At 71.9% G+C, this 25,751-nt stretch carries 28 protein-coding genes and 1 pseudogene; 13 read left to right on the forward strand and 16 right to left on the reverse strand.

The annotated features are described in order from the left end of the window. Positions 1 to 230 precede the first annotated feature (230 nt). Positions 231 to 641: pseudogene (locus tag JKJ07_RS52345) on the reverse strand (ATP-binding protein); the annotation flags it as partial. Positions 642 to 764: 123 nt separating this feature from the next. Here JKJ07_RS52345 and JKJ07_RS38430 point away from each other — a divergent pair. After that, positions 765 to 1,235, forward strand: a complete 471-nt coding sequence (locus JKJ07_RS38430) for a VOC family protein (protein ID WP_202996896.1) — start codon at positions 765 to 767, stop codon at positions 1,233 to 1,235. A 176-nt stretch (positions 1,236 to 1,411) separates the two neighbouring features. Here JKJ07_RS38430 and JKJ07_RS38435 read toward each other — a convergent pair whose 3' ends face one another. After that, positions 1,412 to 2,398, reverse strand: a complete 987-nt coding sequence (locus JKJ07_RS38435) for an SDR family NAD(P)-dependent oxidoreductase (protein WP_202996897.1) — start codon at positions 2,396 to 2,398, stop codon at positions 1,412 to 1,414. Between the two features lie 63 nt (positions 2,399 to 2,461). After that, positions 2,462 to 3,358, reverse strand: a complete 897-nt coding sequence (locus JKJ07_RS38440; RefSeq protein WP_202996898.1) for an alpha/beta hydrolase family protein — start codon at positions 3,356 to 3,358, stop codon at positions 2,462 to 2,464. Positions 3,359 to 3,491: 133 nt separating this feature from the next. On the opposite strand from JKJ07_RS38440, the gene JKJ07_RS38445 reads away from it, so the two are divergent. Further along, entirely contained in the window at positions 3,492 to 4,085 is a 594-nt protein-coding gene (locus JKJ07_RS38445; RefSeq protein ID WP_202996899.1) for a TetR/AcrR family transcriptional regulator, read from the forward strand. Positions 4,086 to 4,140: 55 nt separating this feature from the next. On the opposite strand, the gene JKJ07_RS38450 is transcribed toward JKJ07_RS38445, so the two are convergent. From JKJ07_RS38450 to JKJ07_RS52350, 4 genes are all read right to left on the reverse strand, one after another. Then, on the reverse strand, positions 4,141 to 4,650 hold the full coding sequence (locus JKJ07_RS38450; protein WP_202996900.1) for a GtrA family protein: 510 nt from the start codon (positions 4,648 to 4,650) through the stop codon (positions 4,141 to 4,143). 79 nt (positions 4,651 to 4,729) lie between these two features. Beyond that, a complete protein-coding gene (locus JKJ07_RS38455) occupies positions 4,730 to 5,203 on the reverse strand; it encodes a DUF1707 SHOCT-like domain-containing protein (RefSeq protein WP_202996901.1) in 474 nt (157 codons plus the stop codon). A 288-nt stretch (positions 5,204 to 5,491) separates the two neighbouring features. Continuing rightward, positions 5,492 to 5,806: a COG4705 family protein gene (locus tag JKJ07_RS52035; RefSeq protein ID WP_202996902.1), complete on the reverse strand. Its 315-nt coding sequence runs from the start codon at positions 5,804 to 5,806 to the stop codon at positions 5,492 to 5,494. Further along, entirely contained in the window at positions 5,799 to 5,930 is a 132-nt protein-coding gene (locus JKJ07_RS52350) for a hypothetical protein (RefSeq protein WP_202996903.1), read from the reverse strand. The genes JKJ07_RS52035 and JKJ07_RS52350 overlap by 8 nt, the downstream gene beginning before the upstream one ends. 71 nt (positions 5,931 to 6,001) lie before the next feature. Here JKJ07_RS52350 and JKJ07_RS38470 point away from each other — a divergent pair, with 71 nt between their 5' ends. Together JKJ07_RS38470 and JKJ07_RS38475 are read left to right on the forward strand one after the other, a co-directional pair. Continuing rightward, positions 6,002 to 6,658, forward strand: a complete 657-nt coding sequence (locus JKJ07_RS38470; protein ID WP_202996904.1) for a hypothetical protein — start codon at positions 6,002 to 6,004, stop codon at positions 6,656 to 6,658. Between the two features lie 45 nt (positions 6,659 to 6,703). Next, positions 6,704 to 7,393: a response regulator transcription factor gene (locus JKJ07_RS38475; protein ID WP_202996905.1), complete on the forward strand. Its 690-nt coding sequence runs from the start codon at positions 6,704 to 6,706 to the stop codon at positions 7,391 to 7,393. Here the strand turns inward: JKJ07_RS38475 and JKJ07_RS38480 are convergent. Then, complete coding sequence (locus JKJ07_RS38480; RefSeq protein ID WP_202996906.1) at positions 7,372 to 8,592, reverse strand: sensor histidine kinase; 1,221 nt, start codon at positions 8,590 to 8,592, stop codon at positions 7,372 to 7,374. The two genes, JKJ07_RS38475 and JKJ07_RS38480, sit on opposite strands and share 22 nt — an antisense overlap. A gap of 87 nt (positions 8,593 to 8,679) precedes the next feature. Here JKJ07_RS38480 and JKJ07_RS38485 point away from each other — a divergent pair, with 87 nt between their 5' ends. From JKJ07_RS38485 to JKJ07_RS38505, 5 genes are all read left to right on the forward strand, one after another. Further along, positions 8,680 to 9,279 carry a hypothetical protein gene (locus tag JKJ07_RS38485; RefSeq protein ID WP_202996907.1) on the forward strand — a complete coding sequence of 200 codons (600 nt, stop codon included), beginning with the start codon at positions 8,680 to 8,682 and terminating at the stop codon, positions 9,277 to 9,279. Then, positions 9,276 to 9,929: an ABC transporter ATP-binding protein gene (locus JKJ07_RS38490; RefSeq protein ID WP_202996908.1), complete on the forward strand. Its 654-nt coding sequence runs from the start codon at positions 9,276 to 9,278 to the stop codon at positions 9,927 to 9,929. Before JKJ07_RS38485 ends, JKJ07_RS38490 begins: the two co-directional genes overlap by 4 nt. Then, positions 9,926 to 10,516 carry an ATP-binding cassette domain-containing protein gene (locus JKJ07_RS38495; RefSeq protein WP_202996909.1) on the forward strand — a complete coding sequence of 197 codons (591 nt, stop codon included), beginning with the start codon at positions 9,926 to 9,928 and terminating at the stop codon, positions 10,514 to 10,516. Before JKJ07_RS38490 ends, JKJ07_RS38495 begins: the two co-directional genes overlap by 4 nt. Continuing rightward, positions 10,513 to 13,095, forward strand: coding sequence for an FtsX-like permease family protein (locus JKJ07_RS38500; protein WP_202996910.1), 2,583 nt, complete (start codon positions 10,513 to 10,515; stop codon positions 13,093 to 13,095). The genes JKJ07_RS38495 and JKJ07_RS38500 overlap by 4 nt, the downstream gene beginning before the upstream one ends. A gap of 104 nt (positions 13,096 to 13,199) precedes the next feature. Further along, complete coding sequence (locus JKJ07_RS38505) at positions 13,200 to 14,438, forward strand: COG4705 family protein (RefSeq protein WP_236030600.1); 1,239 nt, start codon at positions 13,200 to 13,202, stop codon at positions 14,436 to 14,438. 5 nt (positions 14,439 to 14,443) lie between these two features. Here JKJ07_RS38505 and JKJ07_RS38510 read toward each other — a convergent pair whose 3' ends face one another. Next, positions 14,444 to 15,331 (reverse strand): M56 family metallopeptidase, encoded by an 888-nt coding sequence (locus tag JKJ07_RS38510; RefSeq protein ID WP_202996911.1) that lies wholly within the window; start codon positions 15,329 to 15,331, stop codon positions 14,444 to 14,446. Next, entirely contained in the window at positions 15,328 to 15,708 is a 381-nt protein-coding gene (locus JKJ07_RS38515) for a BlaI/MecI/CopY family transcriptional regulator (protein ID WP_307834628.1), read from the reverse strand. Before JKJ07_RS38515 ends, JKJ07_RS38510 begins: the two co-directional genes overlap by 4 nt. 84 nt (positions 15,709 to 15,792) lie before the next feature. Here JKJ07_RS38515 and JKJ07_RS38520 point away from each other — a divergent pair, with 84 nt between their 5' ends. Then, positions 15,793 to 16,692: a M48 family metalloprotease gene (locus tag JKJ07_RS38520; RefSeq protein WP_202996912.1), complete on the forward strand. Its 900-nt coding sequence runs from the start codon at positions 15,793 to 15,795 to the stop codon at positions 16,690 to 16,692. Here JKJ07_RS38520 and JKJ07_RS38525 read toward each other — a convergent pair. From JKJ07_RS38525 to JKJ07_RS38545, 5 genes are all read right to left on the reverse strand, one after another. Then, positions 16,677 to 17,357 (reverse strand): metal-dependent transcriptional regulator, encoded by a 681-nt coding sequence (locus JKJ07_RS38525; RefSeq protein ID WP_202997055.1) that lies wholly within the window; start codon positions 17,355 to 17,357, stop codon positions 16,677 to 16,679. The genes JKJ07_RS38520 and JKJ07_RS38525 overlap by 16 nt on opposite strands. Positions 17,358 to 17,419: 62 nt before the next feature. Then, on the reverse strand, positions 17,420 to 18,091 hold the full coding sequence (locus JKJ07_RS38530; RefSeq protein WP_202996913.1) for a phosphatase PAP2 family protein: 672 nt from the start codon (positions 18,089 to 18,091) through the stop codon (positions 17,420 to 17,422). A 37-nt stretch (positions 18,092 to 18,128) separates the two neighbouring features. Continuing rightward, the gene (locus JKJ07_RS38535; RefSeq protein ID WP_236030602.1) at positions 18,129 to 18,941 is read right to left on the reverse strand and encodes an alkaline phosphatase family protein; all 813 of its coding nucleotides are present in this window, start codon (positions 18,939 to 18,941) and stop codon (positions 18,129 to 18,131) included. A gap of 55 nt (positions 18,942 to 18,996) precedes the next feature. After that, on the reverse strand, positions 18,997 to 20,181 hold the full coding sequence (locus JKJ07_RS52040) for a sensor histidine kinase (RefSeq protein ID WP_202996918.1): 1,185 nt from the start codon (positions 20,179 to 20,181) through the stop codon (positions 18,997 to 18,999). 3 nt (positions 20,182 to 20,184) lie between these two features. Continuing rightward, complete coding sequence (locus tag JKJ07_RS38545; RefSeq protein WP_202996919.1) at positions 20,185 to 20,796, reverse strand: response regulator transcription factor; 612 nt, start codon at positions 20,794 to 20,796, stop codon at positions 20,185 to 20,187. 87 nt (positions 20,797 to 20,883) lie between these two features. Between JKJ07_RS38545 and JKJ07_RS38550 the strand changes: the two genes are divergently transcribed. The 3 genes from JKJ07_RS38550 to JKJ07_RS38560 are packed head-to-tail and all read left to right on the forward strand — an operon-like array spanning position 20,884 to position 24,457. After that, a complete protein-coding gene (locus JKJ07_RS38550; protein ID WP_202996921.1) occupies positions 20,884 to 21,912 on the forward strand; it encodes an iron ABC transporter substrate-binding protein in 1,029 nt (342 codons plus the stop codon). Continuing rightward, positions 21,909 to 23,399 carry an ABC transporter permease gene (locus JKJ07_RS38555; RefSeq protein WP_202996923.1) on the forward strand — a complete coding sequence of 497 codons (1,491 nt, stop codon included), beginning with the start codon at positions 21,909 to 21,911 and terminating at the stop codon, positions 23,397 to 23,399. Before JKJ07_RS38550 ends, JKJ07_RS38555 begins: the two co-directional genes overlap by 4 nt. Further along, entirely contained in the window at positions 23,396 to 24,457 is a 1,062-nt protein-coding gene (locus tag JKJ07_RS38560) for an ABC transporter ATP-binding protein (RefSeq protein ID WP_202996925.1), read from the forward strand. Before JKJ07_RS38555 ends, JKJ07_RS38560 begins: the two co-directional genes overlap by 4 nt. Here JKJ07_RS38560 and JKJ07_RS38565 read toward each other — a convergent pair. Next, positions 24,396 to 25,739 carry a sensor histidine kinase gene (locus JKJ07_RS38565; RefSeq protein WP_236030603.1) on the reverse strand — a complete coding sequence of 448 codons (1,344 nt, stop codon included), beginning with the start codon at positions 25,737 to 25,739 and terminating at the stop codon, positions 24,396 to 24,398. The genes JKJ07_RS38560 and JKJ07_RS38565 overlap by 62 nt on opposite strands. Positions 25,740 to 25,751: the final 12 nt, after the last annotated feature.

Below are 25,751 nucleotides of genomic sequence, written 5' to 3' on the forward strand. Positions count from 1 at the left end.
ACCACCCGCCGGCGCACCGGCAGCGCCAGCTCCGGAAACCGCCGGGCCAGCAACTCCAGGGCCGAGTCGTCGTCGACCGGGCCCAGCGGGTGGAGCGGCACGCCCGCCGTCTCGAACAGGCCCGCCGCGCCGGAACGGGCTGCTCCCAGCAGACCCACCTTGCTGCCGGCCAGCCGACGGCCGACGAAGCCGAGCACCGCCGTGCTGGCTCGATCCATCCATGGCAGGTCGTCCACCACCAGCACCAGCGGCCGCGGGGCCACGACCGCTCGGACCAGCATCAGCACCGCGTTGCCGACCAGCAACGGCGGCGGCGCGGCGCCCGGGCTGAAGCCCAGGGCCGTCCGCAGTGCCTCCCGGTGCGCTGGTTCCAGCCCGTCGAAGCTGTCCTGCAGGCCGAACACCAGCTGGTGCAGCCCCGCGTACGGCACGTCCGACTCGAACTGGGCCCCGGCCGCCCACAGCACCCGGGCTCCGTCGCCCTCGGCGCGGGCCGCCACGGCGGACAGCAGCGCGGTCTTGCCGGCCCCCGGGTCGCCCAGCACCAGCGCGGCGCCGCCGCCACCCAGGAGTGCGCTCAGCCGCCGCAGGTCCTCGTCACGACCGACGAGAACCTCGGCCTTCCCTGCTTGCGGGCTCATCCCGGCCGAGCCTACCTACCTGAGCCCCGGGCGGCCCCAGTCGCCGAACCAGTCGTTTGACTGACAACTCGAGCCGCCCTCCTCGCTTGACTGGAGCGGTCCCCATCTTTCGAGGAGCACGTAATGCCGCTGCCTGCCGATCCACCGCAGGACACCAGTTCCCCGTTCGCGTCGATGCGCGGGCATCACACCGGGATCCGCTACCCCGACTTCGAGAAGGCGCGCGCCTTCTGGGTCGACACGATGGGCTGGCGAGTCCTGCAGACCTGGCCGTACGGGGAGCTGACCCTGGCCTACGTCATGCCGCCGGCCCAGGACGACTTCCACCTGGAGATCCTGGCCGGGCCCGGCGCGACCGGTCAGCCGGAGTTCGCGGACGTCGACGCGAGCCTGACGGTCACCGGATACAACCACGTCTGCCTCTCGGTGGACAGCGTCGACGACACCTTGGCCGAGCTTCGCCGGCGCGGGGTGGACATCGTCAACGCACCGTTCGAGATCGACGACATCAGCGCCCGGCTCGCGTTCTTCCGCGACCCGTGGGGCAACATGTTCGAGCTCTCCGAACACATCGACGGCTCCCCCACGCACTGAGATCTGCTGCTAAGGCCTGTTTTATAACTGGGACGGGGCTGCGGCAGGGCCCAGATCCCGCCTGGGGCGGCGTCCCGCGAAAGCCCGGTTCCAACCCCGGGAGCCGGGCTTCCACGGGCCACCACCAGACGAAATCTGGACCCGGCCTCGCTGCCGCCCCAGTTATAAAACAGGCCTTAGGCGCCGGCGCGGAGCAGTGTCTCGCTCAGGGTCCACAACCGGGCCGCGTCGGCGCTGTCCAGTGCGTGCGAGACGGCGTCGGCGGGAATGGCGTCCGCGGTCGGGACGAGGGTGCGGTCGTCGATCGGCGCGACGTCGTTGTTGTTCAGATACAGCCCGCCCAGGCCGTTCAGCTGCGGGCTGGTGGCGCCGAAGACGATCGTGGCGGCGCCTTGCTCCGCGGTCTTCTTGCCGGCTTCCGGGTCGATAACGGGATTCCCGTACGCGTCGACGAGGCCCATCCGCTGGTAGTCGGCTCGGCTGCCGCCACTGTTGAGCTGCGTGCCCAGGACGACCCCGGGGTGCGCCGCGAACGCCCGGATCCGGTCGGCCGCCCACCGTTCGTCAAGCGCGACGGCGAACAGCACGTTGGCGAGCTTCGCCTGCGCGTAGGAGCTTCCCGGATCGTACGAGGTGGTGAAGTGGGGGTCGTCCCATCGGATCCGGCCGAATCTGTGCGCCCCGGACGAGACGTTGACGACCCGGGCCCCGCCGGCGCGCCGAAGCGCCTCGTGCAGGGCGAGGGTGAGCTGGAAGTGCCCGAGATGGCTGGTGGCGAACTGCACCTCGAACCCTCGGCTGTCCCGGCGCACCGTGCCGGGCGTGGGCACCGCGGCGTTGTTGATCAGGATGTGCAGCGGCCGCCTCGAGGCCACCCAGTCCGCGGCGAAGGCGTCGATAGTGTCCGGCTCGAGCAGATCCATCGGGGCGACGGTCACATTCGCCGTCGCGCCCAGGGCCTGCGCGGCACGCTGCGGGTCACGGGCCGGGACGGTGACGGCGGCGCCGGCTCGAGTCAGGGCTCGCGTGACCGCCTTGCCGATGCCGGAGTGGCCGCCGGTGACGACCGCGTTGACGCCGGCCAGGTCCACGCCGGCGAGCACGTCATCCGCGGTCGCCGCCGCCGTGAAGCCGCTGCCGAGCGGACGCTGAAGCTTGCTCACGTTGATCTCTCTGTCGGGTCAGGGGCGCCGGCCAAGGACGAACCCGGCCGGCGCCCGGGAGGACTACTTGGATTCGATGCGGCCGACCGGTTCGGCCGTGACCTTGCTCCACGCGGTGGGATCGACCTCCAGGGCCTGCTGGAGGAAGGCCGTGGTCGTGCGGCGGACCAGCTCGACGCGTTCCGGGCTCTCGTCGGTCGTACTGGCCGAGCCGTAGGCGTGGATGCCACCGAGGGAGTGCTCGCCACCGATGAGGGTGACGAGGTGCTGCGCGCCGGGGCTCAGGTGGTAGACGTCGGTGAACCAGTCCGGGCCGCGCGTGGACAGCAGCGACTGGTCGTGGTCGCCGGCCACGACGATCGACGGGGTCGTGAGCTGCTCGAAGTCCGGGCTCATGAACGCGAAGTTCTGCTGTGCGAAGGGGGTCAGGTCCGCGCCGCCGATTCCGGTCGTGGCCAGCAGCACGCCCGCCTTGACCCGCTTGTCGGTGCGGTCCTCGCCGGGCCGGCCGTCGGCGCCCACGACGCGGGCCCCGAGCAGCATCCCGACCGACTGGCCGCCCCAGGAGTGACCGGCGACCGCGAGGCGCCGGGTGTCGGCACGACCCGTCAGGCCGGGCACCGCGCCGATCACGGTCTCCAGCTGGTCGATGACCAGCTCGAGATCGTCGACGCGGGTCCGCCAGATCTCCGGGTAGCGGGGGTCGGCGGGCGTCAGCCCGAACTCGGCGGAGTCGAGGAAGGTCGGCTGGACGACGACGAACCCGTTGGCCGTCCAGTGGTCCACGAGCGGGTCGTACGAGTTCATCGACTGGGCGAATCCGTGGGCGAAGACGATGACCGGGAGCTCCGTGCCCTCGACGGGCGCCGTGATCCGGACCTCGAGGTCGTCGCCCCGGGCAGGCGCCGAGAGCGTCACCGGCCGGACGCTGATGACCTGAGGAGTGTTGCTGCGAGGCATGGTGAGTCCTTCCGGGGGTGGGCGACCTGAAACGGATCGCTGTTCCACCTAAGATACGGAACACGGTTCCGCTAGACAACGCCTTAACGGAACCGTGTTCCACAACACACCGGCGGCGTGCGATCATCGGAGCGTGAACGCCTCCGCACCCCGACCCGCCGCCCGGCGTCGACGCACCGACGCGAAACGCAACGAGGACGCCCTGCTGGAGGCGGCCGCGTCGGTGTTCGCTGCCTCCGGGGTCGACGCACCGGTGCGCGAAGTGGCGGCGGCCGCGGGAGTCGGCGTGGCGACGCTCTACCGGCACTTCCCGACCCGCTCCGACCTGGTCGTCGCCGTCTACCGCCACCAGGTCGACGCGTGCGCGGACGCCGGACCGGCCCTGCTCGCGTCGGAGGCGTCCCCGTTCGCCGCCATCCTGCGCTGGGTGCATCTGTACGTCGACTTCCTCGGCACCAAACACGGTCTCGCCCGGGTGTGGGAGGGCGACCCGGACGGCTTCACCGCCCTCCACCGCCTGATCGTGGATCGTCTCGTACCCGTCCTGACCGACATGCTCGCCGAGGCCCGGGCCTCGGCGGAGGTAGTCGCCCCGATCACGGCCTACCAACTGATCCGCGCCGTCGGTGACCTCGTCGCCTTCAACCCGCCCGACCCCCAGTACGACGTCCGGCGGATCGTGACCCTGCTCGTCAGCGGGCTGCGTCAGCAGCAACCTCACCCATGACCGCGGTAAGGCGAGGGCCTGCGTCGCGAAGGTAGCCGGCGCTGCCGGCGGCCCTTCATCGCTCCACCGGGCCGGCCGCGTCCGGACAGCGCGCCCCGCGAAAGACAAACCAGCGTGCTGCCGCGTAGGCGAGGAGCACAACGAAGGCCGCGGAGATCAGACGGGACGTCCAGAATTCCACGCCGGCGGCGTTGAGACCGGTGGTCAGGCCGACGGTCAGCAGATAGTCGGCGATCGCGACAACGGCGTAGCGCAACGATTCACGGCCCATCGGCGCGCGCGAACGGAAGTTCCAGGTGCGGTTGAACAAGTAGTTCAAGCCGACCGCACCGATGTAGGCCAGGGACACGGCGGCGGGGACCGGCATGGCCAGAACGTGCCGGAGCAGCCAGAGCAGCGCGAGATCGACGGCGAACGTCAACCCGCTGAGCATGGCGAAGCCGACCAGCTCGCGGGGGATCACCCGCCGAAGCGGTGCGGGAAGCCAGTCACCGAGGTGGCGCCCACGGTTTCGCGACTCGCGGCCGAACCGTCCGCCGGGATCGGCTTGAGTGTCTATGACCATGTCTCCTTCGAGCGGCGCGGCCCGCCTCGAGCACAGCGATGGCTGGACGCTGACGACCGGCTGGACACCCCCGAATCGATCAGTCGCCGCCCGGGCCCTCCAGCCCACCGCCGTGCTCGAGGCCTCCGTGATGCTCGAAGCCCTCGCCGCCGAAGCCGTGCAGGGCGCCGGCCACCGAGCCGATCAGGAAGAGCACCATCAGCAGCAGAGTCGCGGCGACGATCAACCGGCGGAACCTCGACGCGCCCGGCACCCGGCCACGCAGGATCATCAGCTCGGTGATCAACTGCGCGCGGAGCAACGCGATGATCCTCCGCCACCCGGTCCGGGCCTGCTCGTTCCGAGGAAGATCGGCGGTCAGCGGAGTCAGCTCGTCATGGTGCTTCGCGTCGTAGACGGCCGACAGCCGCTCGTCGAGTTCCTCCATCGTCAGGCGGCCTTCCCCAGCGGCGTCCCGCAGCCGCGCGGACACCCTTTCCCGGTCGGCGTCCGAGCATCGGATGCGAGCCGGATCGGGTTCGGCTTGCGGCAGGCGGGCGGCGATGTCGTTCATAGGGCACCTCGATCGGTCAGTGGTGTTCTCGGGCGACGATCACGGTGCCGGAAAAACCATGAACGTCTGCTGAAGGCCGGGCCTGAATTCGGCTTGCCGATCGCCCCGAAGGCTGATCTCAGCGTGACAAGCGTCCGGATGCCGGGCACGGCGGGGCGGCCTAACCGAGAGGTAGGTGGTTCGGCCGGCCCGCCGGCCGCCCGGCCGGCCGACAGCGAGCGGCACCGACCGGACGTTTCACCGGGGGTCTGCAACCTCGCACCGCGGTCCTGAGAAAACGCTGAAGAGTCACGCGCGTACGTGAAGCGGCTTGCGGCGCTCCTTCCGATGGGCGTGGGCCATCAGCGCGAACAGCACGCCCAGCAGCACGAGCGACGAGCCGAGGGTGCCCAGGGCCAGCCCGCCCTTGGCCACCGGCTTGGTCAGAAAGTCGCCGGCAGTGGCCCCGAGCGGCCGGGTCAGCACGAAAGCCAACCAGAACAGCAGCACGTTGGGCACAGCCGGCACGTACTTGAGCGCCAGCAGCACCGCCAGCACACCGCCGACCAGCGCGGCGCCGCCGGCGTACCCGAGCCCGGAACTGTCGGCCAGGAAGTCACCCATCGAGGTGCCGAGGGTATTGAACACTCAGGGTTTGGGCGAATAAATCTCCGGCCGTCTCCCCCAAGGTCGTGGCGGCGATCTTCATGATCCAGAAGGCCGCGGTGACCTCGGGAAGCAACGCCATACCTCAGACAGCGACCGGAACAGCCGATCCTTCCGCGCGTACCCGTCCGCCGTCCCGCGCAGGAGCACACGTTGATTCCCGTACGCCGTCTCGTCCGGCTCACCGCTGTCGGTGCCGCCACCCTGGGCACGCTCGCCGGATGCGCCGCGACCAGCGCCAACGCGTCGACCGTGCCCACCCCCGGCACCACCTCGGCCAGCCCCGGCCCGGTGACCTCCGGCCTCGCCACAGCCGCGCCGCCGACCAGTGCCGCGCCCGGGCTTGTCAACACCGGCACCGCGTGGCCCAAGGTGATCCCGTCGATGATCGCGTACGGGCAGTGGCTGATCGCTAACCCCAACCCGGCGCTGGCCACGACCATCACGCAGCCCGGTTGCGCCAGCGCCAACGCGCTCACGGCGCAGTTGCAGTCACTGGTCGAGCAGCGCGCCTACGTCAAGACGGCCGCACCCACCCTGACTTACGTCTCCGGGCCGACCGGAACTGCCGCGGGCAACCCGGTCACCGTCGACATTCAGCTCACCCGCCCCGCCGAACAGATTCTGAGCCACACGGCCACGTCGACGGTCAAGGGTGATAAAACCGTCGTGCTGTCCGACCGCGCTCAGCTGCCGCCGACCAGCCTGCACCTGTCCCTGTGGCTGGGCGCCGACAAGAAGTGGCGCTTCTGCGACATCGCCGACGCCGTCAACGACCCGGACGGCGAAGCGATCACCACCCTGTTCTGACCGCCGTTCACCGGTTTCTCAGGTACGGCCGCCTAGCCTGCGCGAATGCGAAAGAACCCGGCACGGGTGCTGGTGGTCGAGGACGACGCGGGAGTCGGCGCGGGGCTGGTCGGTGTGCTCGCCGCCGACGGTCACGAGGTGCGCTGGGCCCGGACCGGGGCCGAGGCCCGGCACAAGCTGGCCGACGCCGTACCCGATCTGGTGCTGCTCGACCTCGGCCTGCCCGACAGCGACGGTCTCGACCTGTGCGCGGACATCCGGGAGCGCGACGCCGACGTGGTGGTCGTCGTGGTGACCGCGCGGACCGGGGAGGCCGACGCCGTACGGGCCCTCGACGGTGGTGGGGACGACTTCGTGACGAAGCCGTTCCGGCCGGTGGAGTTGCTGGCCCGGTTGCGCGCGCACCTGCGGCGCCGAGGCGACGCCGGTCCTCCCGAGCTGCGCGCCGGCCCGGTCCGGCTCGACCAGCGGGCCCGGCGGGCCTGGGTGGGTGACGTCGAGCTCGGGTTGCGGCCCAAGGAGCACGAGCTGCTGGCGGTGCTGGTGGCCGGGGCGGGCGAGGCTGTGCGGCGGGAGCAGCTGATGGAACAGGTCTGGGACGAGTACTGGTCGGGCTCGACCAAGACCCTCGACGTGCACGTAGCCAACCTGCGGCGCAAACTGGCCGACGCCGGGGACCGCTGGGACCGGATCGCCACCCTGCGCGGCTTCGGCTATAGGTTCGAGGCGGACTGACCGGCCGGCGGCAGCATCAACGCGATCCGTGGACCCGGGGCTCGCCGCCGGATCAGCACCGATCCCCCGGCCCGCCCGGCCAAAGCGCTCACCAGTTGCAGCCCGGTACGTGGCAGGGCGTCGGCGCTCAGCCCAGGGCCCTGGTCGCAGACTTCGATCAAAACCGCTTCCCCGTACGGCTCCACCGTCACCGTGATAGGCCCGGCGCCGTGCCGTACAGCGTTGTCGAGCAGGACGTCCAGGCTTTGCCGCAGCGCCGGCGCATTCATCGCGACCGGCCCGGTGTCGTCGCGCCGCACAGTGACCGGGCGATCCGGCGTCGTCCAGCGCTGCGCTGCCTCGGCCGCGATCGCGCCGGGATCGCAGGAGCCGCCGGCCCGGGAACGCAGCGCGAGCAGATCGGAGATGGTCACCTCGAGGTCGTGAGCCCGGCCCAGTGCGGCGCTGATATCGGCGACCGGCCGTTCCAGCGCCAGCAGCACCCCGGCCAACGGGGTCCGTAACTGGTGGGAGGCATGCCGGACGAAGTCGCGTTCCTGTTCCAGCAGGGCCTCGACCTCGCGCGCACTCTCGCGCAGGGCGTCCCCGGCCGCGTCCGCCTCGGCGATGCCCCAGCGCGGGAGGTCGATCGGGCCGCCGTCGCCGAGCTGCCGGGCCGCCGCGGTGAGCTGCTCGAACGGGCCGGAGATGCGGATTGCGGACCGCCGCGCGAGCAGCACGGCGATACCCATCACGAGCAGAGCGAGCGCGGCCAGCAACGCCCACACCCGGTAGGTCTCGGCGCGCAGCCCGGCCAGGGGCACCGCCGCCCGCACACTCCCGGCCACCGTGGTGTCCGACAGGACCGGCACCACTACGCCGAGGGCATCACCGTCGCGGCCGTCGTGCTCGCGCCCGTCAGCGACCTGGGCCGCCAACGCCGACCGGGCCGGACCGGACCCGGCAACCAGGCCACCACTCGCGTCGTAGACGGCGATCCGCACGCCATGGCTGCCGCCCGGCACCCGGACAGGGACACCGGCCTCGAGGACGTTGTCCGGCACGGCGGCGACTCCGCGGGTGGCGTCGCGCTGCAGGGTGGTCAAGGCTTGGCTGGTGATCAGCCGGTCGAGCACCACGGCCAGCGGCACCCCGAACAGCAGCAGGGCGATCACCGCGACCGACGCGATGGCCCGGCGCACCTGCCTGCGCATGGTCATGCCCCGCACGGTAGGCCGGGCAAGGCAAACGCCCGCTTAACGCCACGTTGGCCGGGCGCTGGCCGGCCCTTCCCTACGGTCGGCGGCATGAGACGAATCAGCCTGCTGGCGGCGGTTGTGCTGGTGGCCGGATGCGGAGCGAACCCGCCCGCTCCGATGCCGGTCCCGTCCGCCACCTCGTCGACCTTCGCCCAGCAGAAGGCGGTTCCCGCCGAGTCGAACCCGCCGGGCGACATCCCCGACAACATCGCGTTCGTCGCCTACACCAGCACCGCCGGCCGCTACCGGTTCACCCATCCCGAGGGCTGGGCCGAACGGTCCCAGGCGAGCACGGTGACCTTCACCGACAAGCTCAACGGCGTGCAGGCGAGCACCGGACCGGCCACCACCGCGAAGACGGCCGACTACGCAGAGAAGCACGACGTGCCCGACCTTCAGCACACTCAAGCGGCGTTCGAGCTGAGCAGCGTCCTTGCCGTCACCGTCCCGGCCGGCGACGGCGTCAAGATCGTCTACCGGCGCAACTCCGCACCCGACCCGGTCACCGGCAAGCAGTACCGCGACGAGGTCGTCCGCTACGACGTGGTCGCCCGCGGCCGCGAGGTCATCATGGAGCTGTTCGGGCCGGTCGGGGCGGACAACGTCGACGCCTACAAGACCATGATCGACAGTCTGAAGCTGCTGTGACGCCCCTGGAGGCCCACAGCCTGCACCGCTTCTACCGCCGCGGCGGCACCGAGATCCCGGCCCTGCTCGACGTGTCGCTCACCTGCCGGGCCGGCGAGATGGTGGCGGTCACCGGGCCGTCCGGGTCGGGCAAGTCGACCCTGCTGAGCCTGCTGGCCGGGCTGGACGACCCGGACGGCGGCTCGGTCCGCGTGGCCGGGGAACTGCTCAGCCACCGTACGCCCGCGGCGGCGGCCCGGCTGCGGGCAAGGCACATCGGCGTGCTGACCCAGAACAGTTCGCTGTTCGCCCATCTGAGCGTGCGCGAGAACGTCCGCTTCGCCGCCGCCCTGAGCCGGGCCGGCGGCCCCTCCCCCGACGACCTTCTGGACGCCCTCGGCCTGCGCGACGTCCGGCGAGCCACACCACGGACGCTGTCCGGGGGCGAGACCGCCCGGGCCGGGCTGGCCGTCGCGCTGGCCGGAGCACCCACCGTGCTGCTCGCCGACGAGCCGACGGCGGAGGTCAGCACCGACGAGGAACGGTCGATCCTCGATCTGCTGGGCGAATGGCGGCCCCCGACCGGCGCCACCGTTGTGGTCACCCACTCGGCCGCCGTCGCCGAGCACGCGGACCGGGTGCTGCATCTGGTGGACGGGAGGATCGCGTGATCCTCAAGGCGGCGGATCTGCGTGTGGCGTACGGCGGCCGGACCGTCCTCGACGGGTTCTCGGCCGAACTGGGCGACGGCGAGCACTACGCGCTGACCGGGCGCTCCGGATCCGGCAAAACCTCCCTGCTGCTCGTACTGGCCGGGCTGCTCGAGCCGACCGGCGGCACGGTCGACCGCACCCTCGAACCCCGGGAGGTCGTCTACGTGCCGCAGGCCCCATCCCTCGTACCGGAACTCTCCGCCCTGCAGAACGCCGCGCTCGGGCTGCGTCTGCGCGGGCACGCACCGGCCGAGGCCGAGGACCGTGCCCGGGAACAGGCCCACGCCCTCGGGCTCGCCGGTATCGACGACGCCCTGCCGGCCGAGCTGTCCGGCGGGATGCAGCAGCGGGTCGCCCTGGCCCGCGCGCTCGCGATGGCGCCCCGGCTGATCCTGGCCGACGAGCCGACCGGCGCTCTCGACCGGGCCACCGCCGCCCGCACCATCGACGTCCTCCTGCGGCAGGCCAGGGACAGCGCTCTGGTCGTGGCCACCCACGATCCGGATGTCGCCGCCCGATTCCCTCACCGATGGACGGTCTCATGACGACCCGATACGTCCTGCAGGCCCTGCGCCGCCGCCCGGCCGAGACCCTGGCCGCCGCGCTCGCCGTCGCCTTGACCGTGGCCTTCCTCGTCGCGCTGGGCTCGTTCACCACCCGCACCGGTGCCCGGCTCACCGAACGCGCCGCGGCCAGGGTGCCGGTCGACTGGCAGGTGCAGGTCACGCCGGGCAGCGATCCCGCCGTCGCCCGCGACGCGCTGGCCGCGACGCCCGGCCTGACCGGCTTCCGCGCGGTCGACTACGCCAAGGTTCGCGGGTTGACCTCGAAGTCGGCCGACGGCCAGACGCGCACCACGGGCGCCGCGTACGTGGTGTCCCTGCCCGCCGATTATGCGTCGTTCGCACCCGGTCAGCTCCGCACCCTGGGCGGCTCGCTCGTCGGCGCCGCCCTGCAGCAGCAGACCGCGGCCAACCTCGCAGCCGCTCCCGGCGACACAGTGACCGTGCTGGGCAGCGGACGCACGGTAGCGGTCACGGGGGTGGCCGAGCTGCCCACCGCCGACTCCTTCTTCCAGGTCGTGGGCGCCCCCGCCGGGTCAGGAGCGAGTGCGCCGCCGGACAACGTCCTGCTGGTCGCCCCGGAACGGTTCCGCGATCTGGTCGGTTCGGCAACAGTGATCCATCAGTTCCACGTACGGCTGAATCACGGCGAGCTGCCGAGCGACCCGGCGCGGGCCGCCGACCTGATCACCCTCCGCTCCAACCACCTGGTCGCCGACATCGCCGGCAGCGCCCTGATCGGTGACAACCTCGAGGTGGCCCTGTCGGCGGCCCGGGAGGACGCCATCTACGCCGGATTGCTCGTGCTGCTGCTCGGAGTGCCGGCGCTCGTCCTCGCGGGCGTGGTCGCCCTGCTGCTGATCTCGCTGCGCAACGACCGGCAGCGCCGCGACCTGGCCCTGCTGCGCCTGCGCGGGGTGACACCCCGCCGCGCGGCCACCCTGCTGGGCCTGGTGGCCCTGATCGACGGGCTGCTCGGCGCGGCCTTGGGCGCCGTGCTGGCCCGCGCTCTGGGCACAGTCTCCGTTCCCTGGCTGGCCGGCGGGACGGCGGCCGGTGTCCTGCTCGCGGTCGTGACCGAGCTGGCGCCGGTGGCGCGTCTGCTCCGCGGCGGCCCTCCCACCGTGCAGGACGCCGCCACCGCCCTGCCCGCCACCCGATCACCGCTGCCGCTGCGGCTCGGCCTCGACTTCCTGCTGCTCGCCGGCTCGGCCATGGTGTTCTGGCTGACCTCCCGCGGCGGGTACAAGGTCGTGGTCGTGCCCGAGGGTGTGCCGGTGGCGTCGGTCAACTACGCCGCGCTGCTGGCCCCGGCGCTGCTGTGGCCCGGGATGGCCCTGCTCACCTGGCGTTTGTCGGCCCTGGTGCTGGCCCGCCGCGGCCGGCGGCCCGGCACCGACCCGTCGGGGCGGCTGCCCGACCTGCGCCGGGACGTCCTGCGGCGCCGGCGGCGGGTGGTCGCCCGCGGCGCGACCGGGCTCGCGGTGGCCGTCGCCGTCACCGTGTCGGCCGCGGTCTTCACCACCACCTACGACCGGCAGGCCCGCGTCGACACTGCGCTGACCGTCGGATCTGACGTGGCGATAACACTGCCGGCCGACAGCGGCGGCACCCTCGACCCGGCGATCGCCGCCGTCCCCGGCGTGACCGCGGTCGAACAGGTCAGCCACCGGCTCGTCTATGTGGGACCGGATCTGCAGGACCTGTACGGCGTCGACGCGGCCACGGTCGGCCGGGCGGCGCCGCTGGAGGACGCGTTCACGCCCGGCAGCTCCGTGCGAGCGGTGATGGCGAACCTGGCCGCGACCCGGGACGGCGTGCTGCTTTCGCAGGAGACGCTGCACGACTACCAGCTGCACACGGGCGACGCCGTACGGCTGCGGCTGCGAACGGACCAGGGCGCGTACCGCTCGATCGGCTTTCACGTCGTCGGAGTGATCACCGAGTTCGCCACGGCGCCGCGCGACAGCTTCGTGGTCGCCAACCGGTCGTACCTGGCCGAGGCGACCGGACGCCCGGCCGTCGAGACGCTGCTGGTGCGCACCGGCCATCCCGCCCGGGTGGCGGCGGCCATCCGTCCCCCGACCGGCGCGCAGGTCAACGACACCACCTCGCCGCGCGTCGCCGTGGTGTCCGCGTCCGGTCTGGCCGCCGGCAGCCTGTCCGGCCTGGCCCGGCTCAGCCTGACCTTCGGGCTGCTGCTGGCCGGGGCGAGCGCGGGCCTGGTGCTGGTGGCCGGTGCCGTCCAGCGGCGAAGGGCGACCACGGCGCTGGCCGTGCTCGGCGCCACCGCCCGGCAGCGGGCCGGTTTCCTCTGGACCGAAGCGCGGGCTCTGGTGGCGCTCGGCGTGATCGGCGGTCTGGTGGCCGGCGGTCTGGTCGCGGCCCAGCTCATCAAGGTCCTCAACGGCATCTTCGACCCGCCGCCGCACCATCCGGTGGTGCCGTGGGACTTCGTCGCCGCCACCGTGCTGGCCGTGCTCGCCACCGCCGCCGCCACGACCGCCGTCACCGCCCGCTGGACCGGCCGGGTCGACGCCAGCCGCCTCAGGGATCTGTGACGGCGACCACGGGTCTGCCGGCCGGCGGTGCTGAGAATTCGGTGAGCGACCCCCTTTCGTGGCCTTCAGCAAATGTTCAGCGCCGCTTGCCCAGTGTGGCGATCATGACTTTTGCGCATTCCGCTCCCGCCGTCCGCGTGCCGGGCTGGCTGACCAAGGTCCCGGCGATCACCGCGACCTTCTGGGTCATCAAGATCCTGTCCACCACGATCGGCGAGACGTTCGCCGACTACCTGTCGGTCAACGTCGGGCTCGGCCCGCTGATCACCGACGCCATCATGCTCGCGGTGCTCGCGGCAGCGCTCGTCGTACAGTTCCGCACCAACCGCTACACACCGTGGATCTATTGGCTGTGCGTGGTGCTGGTGAGCATCGTCGGCACCCAGATCACCGACTTCCTCACCGACACCCTGGGCGTGAGCCTCTATGTCAGCACCGCCGTCTTCTCCGTCGTGCTGGCCGCGGTCTTCGTGATCTGGCACCGCCAGGAGGGCACCCTGGCCATCGCCTCGATCGACACCCCGCGCCGGGAGGCGTTCTACTGGGGCGCCATCCTCACCACCTTCGCCCTCGGCACCGCGGCCGGCGACCTGGCCACCGAGGCGCTCAGCCTCGGCTTCCGCAACGGCACCCTGATCTTCGGCGGACTCATCCTGGCCACGTGGATCGCCCGCAAGGCCGGGGTGAGCCAGGTGCTCACCTTCTGGATCGCGTACGTGCTGACCCGCCCGCTCGGTGCCTCGCTGGGCGACCTGCTGACCCAGGACCGCCAGTTCGGCGGGCTGGCGCTCGGGGCCAGCGTGACCAGCCTGCTGTTCTTCGCCGTCATCCTGGTGCTGGTGACCCGCGAGCAGGTGCTGACCGGCCGCCACGGCATCACGGCCAAGGGCGACGAGCCCGCCGGTGGACGGCGCAGCGACTACGCCTGGGCCGGCGCGGCGGTGGTGGTGCTGGCCGCCGCGGGCTGGGGGCTCAGCGGCACCCCGGCCCCGTCGAACCGCGCGGAGCTGACCACCGCCACCTCGACGACGAGCGCCAAGGCCGCGCACCCCACCACCCGGCTGGGCGACCTGAGCGCGTTCACGGTGATCGCCACCGACGTCAAGACCAAGGTCGACCACAACGATCTGACCGCCGGCAAGACGAAGGTCAAGGACCTCGAGGTGGCCTGGGACGACGCCGAGTCCGGTCTCAAGCCACGCGACCCGGCGAAGTGGCACCAGCTCGACGGCGAGATCGACACCGTGCTGACCTCGCTGCGCGCAGGCAGCCCGACCCAGCCCGACTGCGAGGCCGGCCTGCAGACGCTGATCTCGACGTTGAACACCTACAACGGCGTGTGACCCCGTCAGATCCAGGCCTGGGCCAGCGCGACGAACTCGACCGTGATCACCGTGACCACGGCGAGCAACACGACGCCGAGAGCGACGGGCGCGATCAACCGGCGGCGGCTGCCGGTGGGCGGCGGGTCCAGTAACGCTCGCACTCGCTGCACGGCGACCCCGCCGCCGATGCCCAGCACTGTTCCGGGGCGGGTGGTCGCCGCCAGCGACGCCCGGGCCACCGCCTGCGCCGTCAACCGGCGGTCGCCGACCTCGGCCGCGGCGTCCTCGTCGGCCCAGCGCTCCACCAGGTAGCCGACGGCGTCGCGGACCGGGATCAGCAACGGGTTGAGGGCGGCGGCCACGGCAGTGGCGGCGGTGAGCCGATGGTGCCCGCGTTCCAGGTGGGCGCGCTCGTGGGCGAGGACGACCCGGCGTTCGTCGGCGTCGAGCAGCTTCAGGATGCCGGTGGTCACCAGGAGTCGCCCGCGGCGCCGGATCGTGCCGGGGACCGCCACCGCCATGGGTTCAGACCAGTCGGCGACGACCATCGCCTCGTCCGGGGCGCCGACCGCCCGCAGGTCACGGAAGGTGGTGATCCGCAGCCGGACGGCCCGGAACACGCGCACGGCCGCCCCGAGCAGCAGAACAGCCGCCACGAGGGCAACCGGGCCCGGCACCGGCTCGGGCAGTTCGATCGCCGGATGGTTGTCCAGCGCCGAAAGGGGCGGAACGTCGTCGAGGAGCGTGAGCGCCAGCACCACCAGCGACCACGTCGAGCAGGCCGCCGCCAGCAGCGCGACCGCGCTCAGCGTCCACGCCGCCGGGCCGGGCCGGCCGCGCGCGGCCATGGGGCGAGCCGCGAGAGTCAGCGGCAGCGCCAGCAGCAGCGGAAGATAGACGGCCAGCCTCATGCGCCGCGCTTGCGCTCGGCTACGCCCAGCAACTGCCGGAGCAGGTCGGCGTCGGACTCGTCGAGGGAGGCGGCGAAACGCTGCAGCACCGCGTGCCGGTCGGGGCGGTTGGCCAGGGCGGCGCGCATCTGGGAGGCGGCCGCGGTGGACTCGTCCTCGACCGGCCAGTAGACGTGACCGCGGCCGGCCCGGCGCCGCTCGACGGTCTTCTTCTCGTGCAGGCGGATCAGGATGGTCTGCACGGTGTTGTAGGCCAGCTCACCGCCGACCTCTTGCTGCACCTCGGTGGCCGACATCGGCCGCCCGGCGGCCCACAAAACCGCCATGACCGAGGCTTCCAGCGTCCCCGGCGCCCGGCGCCCGTCCTTCGTCGTCACAGTGGCTGACCTCCGCGCTCAGGATAGCCTTCCGGGGAACACGCACGAGCACCACGACGTCGACGGCCGGGCAGGCGGGAGCGGATGTTCGATCACTTCGTATGGTCCGTGCTCGTCGTGCCCGCCGTGATCGCCGGGCTGGCGCTGGTCTCCGCGGATCGCATGCCGCCCGGCCGGGCCGCCGCCGTGCTGGCGTGGTCCGCGGCCGGCGCGGCGGCGGCCAGCACGGTGAATCTGGCACTCTTCACGGTCAAGGCCGTCGCCGAACTCCCGGTTCCTGGGCAGTGGCTCGGCTGGTCGAGCGTCGTCATCGCGCGCGACACCCAGACGGTGCCGTGGGTCTCGTGGCTCTCGGCGGTGCTGTTCCTGGCGTCCATGGCCGCCGTCTGGCGTACGCGGCGCCGGCACCGCTCGGCGCTGGCCGTCATCACTGGTCTCGGTGACCTGCCGGCCGATCGGGAAGTCATCGTCGTGCCCGATCCGGCGCCGGAGGCGTTCAGCGTCGAGGGCCCGCCCGGGCGCATCGTGGTCACCACCGGCATGCTCGATCTGCTCACCGACCAGCAGTATGCCGCGCTACTGGCCCACGAGCGGGAGCATCTGCGCGGCGGCCATCACCGGCTGGCGCGTACGGCCGAACTGGCGTGCGCGGCTCACCCGCTGCTGCGGGTGCTCGCGATCCGCATCGACTACCTCGTCGAACGTGCCGCCGACGAGAGGGCCGCCGCGGCCGTCGGCGACCGCCGGTCCGTAGCGCTTGCGCTCGGGGCCGCCGCGCTGGCGGGGCCGAGGACACCGGCCGGTCTCCATCTGGCCGAGCGGCCCGGCGTGGTGCCCAAGCGGGTACGCGAGTTGCTGATGCCGCGACGCCGTCCGCTCTCCTGGCTCTATCTGCTGCTGCCGGGCGCCCTCGCCGCCTTCTCGCTGGTCTGGACGGTCGAGGCCGCGCGTGACCTGCTCGAGCTGTTTCACGCCGCGGCCTGAGCCGACGACCCGTACGCCTGGTCGAGATCCGTCGTGACGACGATGCCGCGCGCCAGCGGCTCCGGGAGCTGAACGCCGCCGACGACCACCGCGGCGGGCCGTTGGATGACGGTCACCACCCGGCCCGGACGTACCCCGGCGGCGGCCAGCTCCATCAGCAACGCGTGGTGCGCCTGAACCCACTCGCCGATCCGCTGCACCACGACGGCACCGCTCAGCCCCGGGGTCGCCAGCGGCGCCTGCCCCCGGGCGCGGCGCCGTGCCGAAGGTGGGCCGCCGATCGCGGTAAGGCCCGGGATCGGATTGCCGTACGGCGAGCGGACCGGGTAGCCCAGCTTGCGGAACAGCACCTGTTCGACGCGGTCGCTCAGGGCATGCTGCAGCTGGTCCGCCTCGCGGTGAGCCTGGTCGTAGGGGACGCCGAAGAGGTCGACCAGCATCAGCTCGGCCAGCCGATGCTTGCGCATGACCGCGACGGCGCGGCGGCGGCCCGGCCGCGTGAGGTTGAGCCGGCGGCTCTCGTCCACGGTGATCAGCCGATGCTGCTTCAGCCGATCGACGGCTTTGTGGACGGTCGGTGCCCGGCGGCCCAGCCGCTCGACGATGCGGGCGCTCAACGGGGGCACGCCTTCTTCCTCGCACTCCAGGATGACCCGCAGGTACATCCCCACGAGGCCGCTCGGATCGCCCGCGTTCTCAGCCAAGGGTCCACCCCACCCGCGAAATACTACAAGGTGTAGGTTTTTTGTCCACGGAAGCACACCCACCACACGACCGGCACGACGGCGAGCACGAAGAGCCAGGCTCCGAGCACGTCGGTGGGCCAGTGCACGACCAGCGCCACCCGGCTCACCCCCACGGCCACGGCCCACAAACCCGCGACGACGGCGAGCGCGATCCGGCTCCCCCGGCGGCGCAGCATCGGCCAGCAGACCATGACCGCGACCAGGGCCGCCGTCGCCGAGGCGGCGGTGTGCCCGGAGGGAAAGGCGTAGCTCGACGCGGGCGCCAACTGATCGACCGGGCGCGGCCGGGCGACGACATTGAGCACCGCCAGCCGCGCACCGAGCGTGATGGTGAGCGCGGCCACGACGAACACCGCATGTCGCCACCGGCCGCGGACGAGCAGAATGAGACACGCAAGCGCGGCCAGCGGCCCGATGACCGTCGTGCTGCCGGTGACCGTGACCGCCGCCATCGCCGCACGCCAGAGCGGGGCGGCGATGGCGGCGGAATGTGCCGCCCGGCTGAGCCAGGAGTCGAAGGACACCACCGGGTCCGCCTTAGCGGCCACCAACACGGCCAGGAGCACGAACGCAGCGGCCGACCGCGCGGCCAGCCGCAGGCTCAGCGAGCCGCCGTGAGTGGTGGTGGCTTGGTCGTCGAGGTGCGCGGTCATCGCCCGACTGTATCCCCTACAAGCTGTAGGTGCAGGGTCAGCCGCGGGGAGCCCAGATGGCCGGGAGTCCCGCTCGGCGCGTCGCCCACCCCGCCGGGCGCAGTCCGTACATCTGCTGCACGGTGCGCAGCAGGTCGTAATGGTCGACGCGGGTGGCGTAGGCGCCAGGCCGCACCCCCGCGCCGGCCACGATGGTGGCGATCCGGTTGCCGCCGGTCTTGTTGTCCTCGTCGAAGGTCAGGATGAACAGGCTGTTGTGCTTACGGGCCCAGGCGACGTAGCCGGCGAACTCCCGCTTCAACCAGGCGTCACCCTGCGCCTTCGGGCAGTCGTGCATGTCGTGACACAGGTTCGGGATGACGAACGACAGCGTCGGAAGCCGGCTGAAGTCGGACGGGAATGCCGTGTACGGCCGGTTGGCCGCGGCCGGCACATTGCTGAAGTTGACCCAGGGGTTGTGGCGCCGGACGTACCCGCCGGACCCGCAGCCACGCCAGCCCGTACGGGGCAGATCCTCCGAGTAGCCGGCGAAGCTGTGGCCGGCGTCGATCAGCTGACGGGCAAGGTTGACCCGATCACCCAGCTCGTGGGGGCACTTGTTGTCGGTCACGCCCTGGGTGGAGCCGGAGAACAACGCCAGGTAGTTGGGCTGGCTGGGGTGCGTCTCGGCGTAGAACCTCGTGAGGTTGGCCGACCGGGCAGCCAGGGCACTCACCCAAGGCGTGCGCCGGTCGCCGACGACGGAGTCGTACCGCTTGTTCTCCAGCACGACGATCACGACGTGATCCGGGCGAGGCACAGCCGCCGCCTGGGCGGCCGAGCTCGGCACCACCATGACCACTGTCGACATTGCCAACAACATACGTCCGATGCGACCCACCACATGCCTCCCTGAAACATTACTCCTACATCTTGTAGGAATAACGAGGTCGCAGCGGGAAGGTCACCGTCACCGTCGTTCCCTGATCATGACCGAAGCGCAGAACGCCCCCGTGCTCACGCACCAGGCCGCGGATCAGCCGCAGCCCGACATGCCCAGCGGGAGCGACCGCGCTCGGGTCGAAGCCGGTCCCGTCGTCGGTCACGGTCAGGCGGACGCTCGACGCGCAGACCTCGACCACGAGCCGGATCGTGCCGGCCCCGGCATGGTGGATGGCATTGCGGACGAGTTCCCCGCCGACGCTGAGCAGGACCGGCGCGAGGGCTGCCGGCAGCTCAGGCAGCGCCGGCACGGCGGTCGTGATCGCGGGCGACGGGCCGTCCGGCCGCAGCCGGGCCACCAGATCGGCGAAGTGTGCGGGCAGGTGGTCCCCGGCCGGCTCGGGCGGGACCAGCTCGCTCAGCAACGCCCTGATCTGCCCGATCTCGCCGGTCAGGATCGCGTGCAGACGGTCGGCCAGCTCGCCGCGGGTCACCCCGGCCCGGGCCAGGTCGGCCTCCCCCGCGTTGCGCAGGTTGTCCACCAGCATGCGGGCGCCGGCCAGCTCGGGGAGGACATCGTCGTGCAGGCGGCGGGCCAGGTCACGACGGGTCGGGCCGGGATCGCGCCGAGCCTGTCGAGTCCCCAGCAGCGCCACGGGAAGGACAAGCAGCATGGCAACCACGACAACGGCCACCCAACCGGTCACCGTGGCGTCGACCGGGACGTACAACTCGAGCTGGGTGGCGTTGCCGCGGGCGTCCTGGAACGCGAAGAACACCTCCCTCGTCGCGCCGGCCAGCGACCGCTCATAGCGGTGGTTCTCGTCGCCGGGAACGGAAGCCGTGCCGGAACTCGGGTGTTCGACCAGGCCCTCGGTGCGTGGCTCGTCGGAGAAGACAACGGTCGCGCGGTCGCCCCGCACTGCGAGAACCTTGACGCGTTTCACCACGCCGTCAGCCAGGAACGGCTGCAAGTGCCTGAGCAGCCCCACCCGATCAATGCCGCCGGGCTGCCGGAAGTCCTGCGACGCCATGGGCGTCAGCAACGCGGCCGCCACACCCCGGGCAAGATGCCCGGCGTCGCGATCGGACAGCCGCCGTACGCCGACGCTCACCAGCAGGGCGAGCACGACCGCCACCGCGGCGCACCGCACGATTACGGCGCGCACGGTTCAGTACCGGGAGCCGACGGTGATCAGGCCGAGCCGCTCGGCCGACACCACGGCGTCGAGCTGCGTCTGCACACCCAGCTTGGCCAGCACAGCCTTGATGTGCCCGCGGGCGGTGTGGAGCGAGATGCCCAGGGTGGCGGCGGCTCGCGTGGCGTCGTGACCCTGCCCGAGCTCGCGCAGCACGTCGAGCTCACGATGGGTCAGCCCGACGGGCGGCTGCCGCAACCCCGCCACAACCTGCGGGCGGGCCGGATCGGCCGACCTGATCACAGTCAGGATCTCGGTCAGCGGCAGATCCTTGCCCAGAAAGGCCGCCGCGCCGGCGGCGAGCGCCCGGTCGGCCAGGTCGGCCTTCGGGTGGGCGGTGAGCACGACGATCGGCGCATCGGGGCGCATCGCGCGCAGACGGGCGACGACATCGAGCCCGCCCGCATCGGGCAACTGCAGATCCACGACCGCAACCGCGTACGGGATGGCGGCGGCCTTGGCCAAGCCGTCGCGGGCCGTGTAGGCCACCGCCGCGCAGCACAGGTCGGGCTGCAGCTCCAGGCTCAGCGCCAGCGAGTCCACCAGGACCCGGTGGTCATCGACCAGCAGGACCGGCAGGCGCATCGTCCACCCCCAATTTTGGGCACCAAATCGCAAGTAAGCCGAGCCTAACCTTCCTTCGGCAACACCCGAAACACCGAAGGAGCGACCGTGCGTCGTCACACATTCGCCGTCGCCGTGACCGCAGCCGCCGGGCTGCTCCTCACGGCCTGCGGTTCGTCCGACAACTCGACCGGCAACGGGTCCCAGCCCGCCGCCCTGGTGCTCTACAACGCCCAGCACGAGGAGGTCGGCCAGGCCTGGGCCGACGCCTTCACCGCCAAGACCGGCACCAAGGTCGAGGTCCGCAACGGCAGCGACTTCGAGCTGGCCAACCAGATCGTCGCCGAGGGCGCAGCCTCCCCGGCCGACGTGTTCATCACCGAGAACTCCCCGGCCATGTCGCTGGTCTCGAGCAAGGACCTGTTCGCGCCGGTCGACGCGGCGACCAAGGACCAGGTGCCGGCCGAGTACTCGTCGAGCAAGGGCGACTGGGTGGGGGTCGCCGCGCGCTCGACCGTCTTTGTCTACAACACCACGCTCGTGCCCGAGAACCAGCTCCCGGCCTCGATCCTCGACCTGGCCCAGCCGCAGTGGCAGGGCAAGTTCGGCATCTCGCCCAGCGGCGCCGACTTCCAGGCCATCGTCAGCGCCGTCTACGAGATCAAGGGCGAGTCCGAGGGCGCCAAGTGGCTCGAGGGCGTCAAGGCCAACGCCAAGGTCTTCCGCGGCAACAGCACCATCATGAAGGCCGCCAACGCCGGTGAGGTGCCGGGCGGCGTCATCTACCACTACTACTGGTACGGCGATCAGGCCGACGGCGGCGCCAACAGTGCCAAGACCAAGCTGAAGTACTTCGGCAACAAGGACGCGGGCGCTTTCGTCAGCGTCTCCGGCGGCGGCGTGCTCAAGTCGAGCAAGAATGGGCCCGCGGCCCAGCAGTTCCTCGCCTACATGACCGGCGCCGAGGGCCAGAAACTGCTCGCCGACAGCAAGGCCCTCGAATACACCGTCGGCAAGGGCGTCGACGCCAACAAAGCACTCACCCCGCTGGCCGAGTTGAACGCGCCGGTGGTCGACAACAACGCGCTCAACGGCCCGAAGATCGTCGAGGAGATGCAGCGGGTCGGCCTGCTGTGACCTGGTTCGCCGGCAGCCAGCGGGCCGCCGCGGTCGCGGTCGGCCTGCTGGCCCTGCTCCCCCTCGCCTACGTCGCCGCCGGCCTGATCGAGGCCGGTGGCGACACCGTGGCGCTGGTCGTGCGCCCTCGCGTCGGCGAACTGCTCACCAACACCGTCGTGCTCGTGGTGCTGGGCATCGCCACCTGCACGATCGTCGGCGCCGGAGCGGCCTGGCTGGTCGAACGCACCACCCTGCCCGGCCGTGGCGTCTGGACCGCCCTGATGGTCGCGCCCCTTGCGGTGCCGGCCTTCGTCAACAGCTTCGGCTGGTTCTCGCTGCGCCCGTCCTTCCAGGGCCTCGGCGCCGCGCTGACCGTCACCACGCTGTCTTACTACCCCCTCGTGTATCTCCCGGTCGCCGCGGCGTTGCGCGGCAGCGACCCGGCCCACGAGGAGATCAGCCGGTCCCTGGGCACCAGCGCGTCCCGTACGTTCGTCCGCGTCGTTCTGCCTCAGCTGCGCCCCGCCCTGCTGGGTGGTGGCCTGCTCGTGGGGCTGCACCTGCTGGCCGAGTTCGGGGCGCTGCAGGCGCTGCGCTACGACACGTTCACGACCGCGATCTATGACCAGTACCAGTCCACGTTCGACGGCTCAGCGGCGACGGCCCTGGCCGGCGTACTGGTGCTGCTCTGCCTGGTGCTGCTCGGCGGCGAACTCGCACTCGGCCGACAAGCCCGCATTGCCCGTACGGGCTCGGGTGCGGCCCGCCCTGCCCTGCGCCGCCCGGTGAGCCGCTGGTTCCTGGTCGTCCTGGCGCTGCTGCCGGTCGCGGCCCTCGGGGTTCCGCTCGGCACGCTCGTGCACTGGCTGCTGACCAGCACCTCGGCCGGCTTCCCGGCGGGGCCGCTGCTGAGCGCGACGGCGTCGACGCTCGGCCTTGCCTTAGGTGGCGCGGCCGTGACGACGGTGCTCGCACTGCCCGTGGCCTGGCTCGTCGTACGGCGGCGGGGACGCCTGAGCACGGTGATCGAACGCAGCACGTACGTCGGGAATTCACTGCCCGGCATCGTGGTCGCACTCGCGCTCATCACGGCCGGGATCCGCTGGCTGCCGGCGCTCTACCAGAGCACGGCGATGTTGCTTACCGCGTACGCGCTGCTGTTCCTGCCCCGGGCCATGGTGACCTTGCGCGCCGCCTTCGAGCAGGCGCCGCCAGAACTCGACGACGTGGCGCGCTCACTCGGCGTCCGGCCGCACGCGGTGCTCTTGCGGGTCGGGCTGCCGCTGATCGCCAAGGGCCTCGGCGCCGGCTTCCTGCTGGTCTTCCTGGCCGTGGTCACCGAGCTCACGTCCACGCTGCTGCTGGCCCCGATCGGCACCCGCACCCTGGCCACCGGCTTCTGGAATGCCACCAGCGAGATCAACTACGGCGCCGCCGCCCCGTACGCGCTGCTCATGATCGTCATCTCGGCGCCCGCCGCCTACCTGCTGGTGCGGCGCGCATGAGCGGCGTCGAAGTATCCAGGCTGCGCAAGGCCCACGCGGGAGTGCCGGTGCTCGACGGGCTCGACCTGGCCGCGGCGCACGGCGAACTGACCGCGGTGATCGGACGCTCGGGCAGCGGCAAGACGACGTTGCTGCGGCTGATCGCCGGCTTCGACCAGCCCGACGACGGCACCATCACCGTCGGCGGCCGGCCGGTGCGTGGCCTGCCGGCCGAGCACCGCCGGATCGGCTACGTCACACAGGAAGGCAACCTGTTCCCGCACCTCACGGTGCTGGGAAACGTCGCTTTCGGGCTGCCCTGGCGACGGCGGCGCGGTCGTCACGGCGTACGGGAATTGCTTGATCTTGTGGGTTTGGACGCCCGCCTCGAGCACCGCTTTCCGCATCAGCTCTCCGGTGGCGAGCAGCAACGCGTCGCGCTGGCCCGGGCGCTCGCGCCGCAACCCGACGCCGTGCTGCTGGACGAGCCGTTCTCGGCGCTCGACCCGGCGATCCGAGCCGGCACCCGGACAGCCGTGGCCGCGGCGCTCGCCGCCACCTCGACCACCACGATCCTGGTCACCCACGATCTTTCCGAGGCGTTGTCGCTGGCCACCCGGGTGGCGCTGGTGCGCGACGGCACGACCGCACAGCAGGGCAGTCCCGCCGACCTTTATCTGCGACCGGCCGACGCCGCGATCGCCGCCTTCACCGGTGAGGTCTGCGAGCTGCCGGCCAAGTTGCTGGGCGACCACGCCGCCACCGCCCTGGGATCAGCGCCGATCCCCCGGCCGGCCAACGGCCAGGGCGCCGTTCTCGTACGCCCGGAGCAGCTCGTCCTCGACCCGGCCGCCCCGACCCACGCGACCGTGCTCGGTGTCGAATTCCGCGGGCACGACGGCCTGCTGCGGCTGGGCACCGACGACGGCGAGGTCACCGCACGCTGCCCGGCCCACCTGCTTCCCGCCACCGGCGAGCGGGTCGGCGTACGACTGACCGGGACCGCGCTCGCCACTGTCATTCCTCCTGGGGCAGCCGAATCCGCATCGCGGCGCCCTCGGCCAGATCGTCGACCGTGAGCGTGCCGCCATGAGCGGTGACGATGTCGCGGGCGATCGCCAGACCCAGACCGGCACCACCGTCCTGCCGCGCGCGACTGTCGTCCAGCCGGACGAAACGATCGAAGATGCGCTCCCGGTCGGCGGCCGGGATCGGCGGCCCGTCGTTGCCGACGATCACCTCGCCGCCGGCCAGGCTCACGGTGACCCTCTGCCGGGCGTGCCGGACGGTGTTGTCGACCAGGTTGCGCAGCACGCGGTGCAACTGGTCGGGGTCGCCGCTGACCCGGGCCGGGCCGACCGAGCCCTCGATGCGCAGCTCGGGATGCTCGAGCGCGACCCGCTCCCGCTCGGCGTAGACCAGGTCGTCGAGGTCGACGTCCTGACGCCGTACGGGCAGGGCCTGGTCGTCGACGCGGGCGAGCGTGAGCAGGTCGTCGACCAGCTTGGCCATCCGGCCGCTCTCGGTGTGGATCCGGGTCGCCGAGCGGGCCTCCCCCTCGGCCAGCCCGGCCCCGACCAGCAGATCGGCGTTGGCGTGGATGGTGGCCAGCGGGCTGCGCAGCTCGTGGCTGGCGTCGGCGACGAAGCGCCGCTGGACCGCCGAGGCCGTCTCGATCCGGTCGAGCATCGTGTTCATCGTGGCGGCCAGGGCGGCGATCTCGTCGTCGGCGGCCGGCACCGGCAGCCGGGTGTGCAGGTTGCGGGACGTGATCGTCGCGGCCTGCCGGCGCATCGCCTCGACCGGGCGCAGGGTCCGCCCGACGAACAGGAACGTCGCGCCGCCCACGGCGAGCACCAGCAGGGGCAGGCCGAACAGCAACGCGACCAGGATCGCCTCGGTGCCGTCGTCGACGGCGTCCATCGACTCGGCCACCAGCACGGTCCGCATTCCCGCGCCGGTGCTGACGCCGGCGGCGACGATCCGGAACGGCGAGTCCTGGCCGAGGCCGAGATGGCGGGTCTGCTGCTGCCGACGGCCCGCGGCCGGGCGCAGATCGGACACCGGGGGCGCGTCGGTCAGCGCGGGAGACGCCGTTATCACCACGCCCTGGGCGTCGAGGATCTGCACGACGGTGCGGCCCGGCGAGGACGGCAGCAGGTCGGGCTCGTCGCCGGAGGCCAGCGCCGCGACCAGCTGGGTGGCGCGGTCGCCGGCGGCCACGTTCACGTTGTCGATCAGGACGCCGCGGGCGACCACGAGCAGGACGACGCCGGCCAGCAACGACGCGATGGCCACGACCAGACTCGCGGCGAGCGCGGACCGCATCCGGACACCCAGCCACCGACGTAACCTCAGCATGAGATCACGCTA

This window comes from Paractinoplanes lichenicola (assembly GCF_016785085.1).
Classification (GTDB): domain Bacteria; phylum Actinomycetota; class Actinomycetes; order Mycobacteriales; family Micromonosporaceae; genus Actinoplanes; species Actinoplanes lichenicola.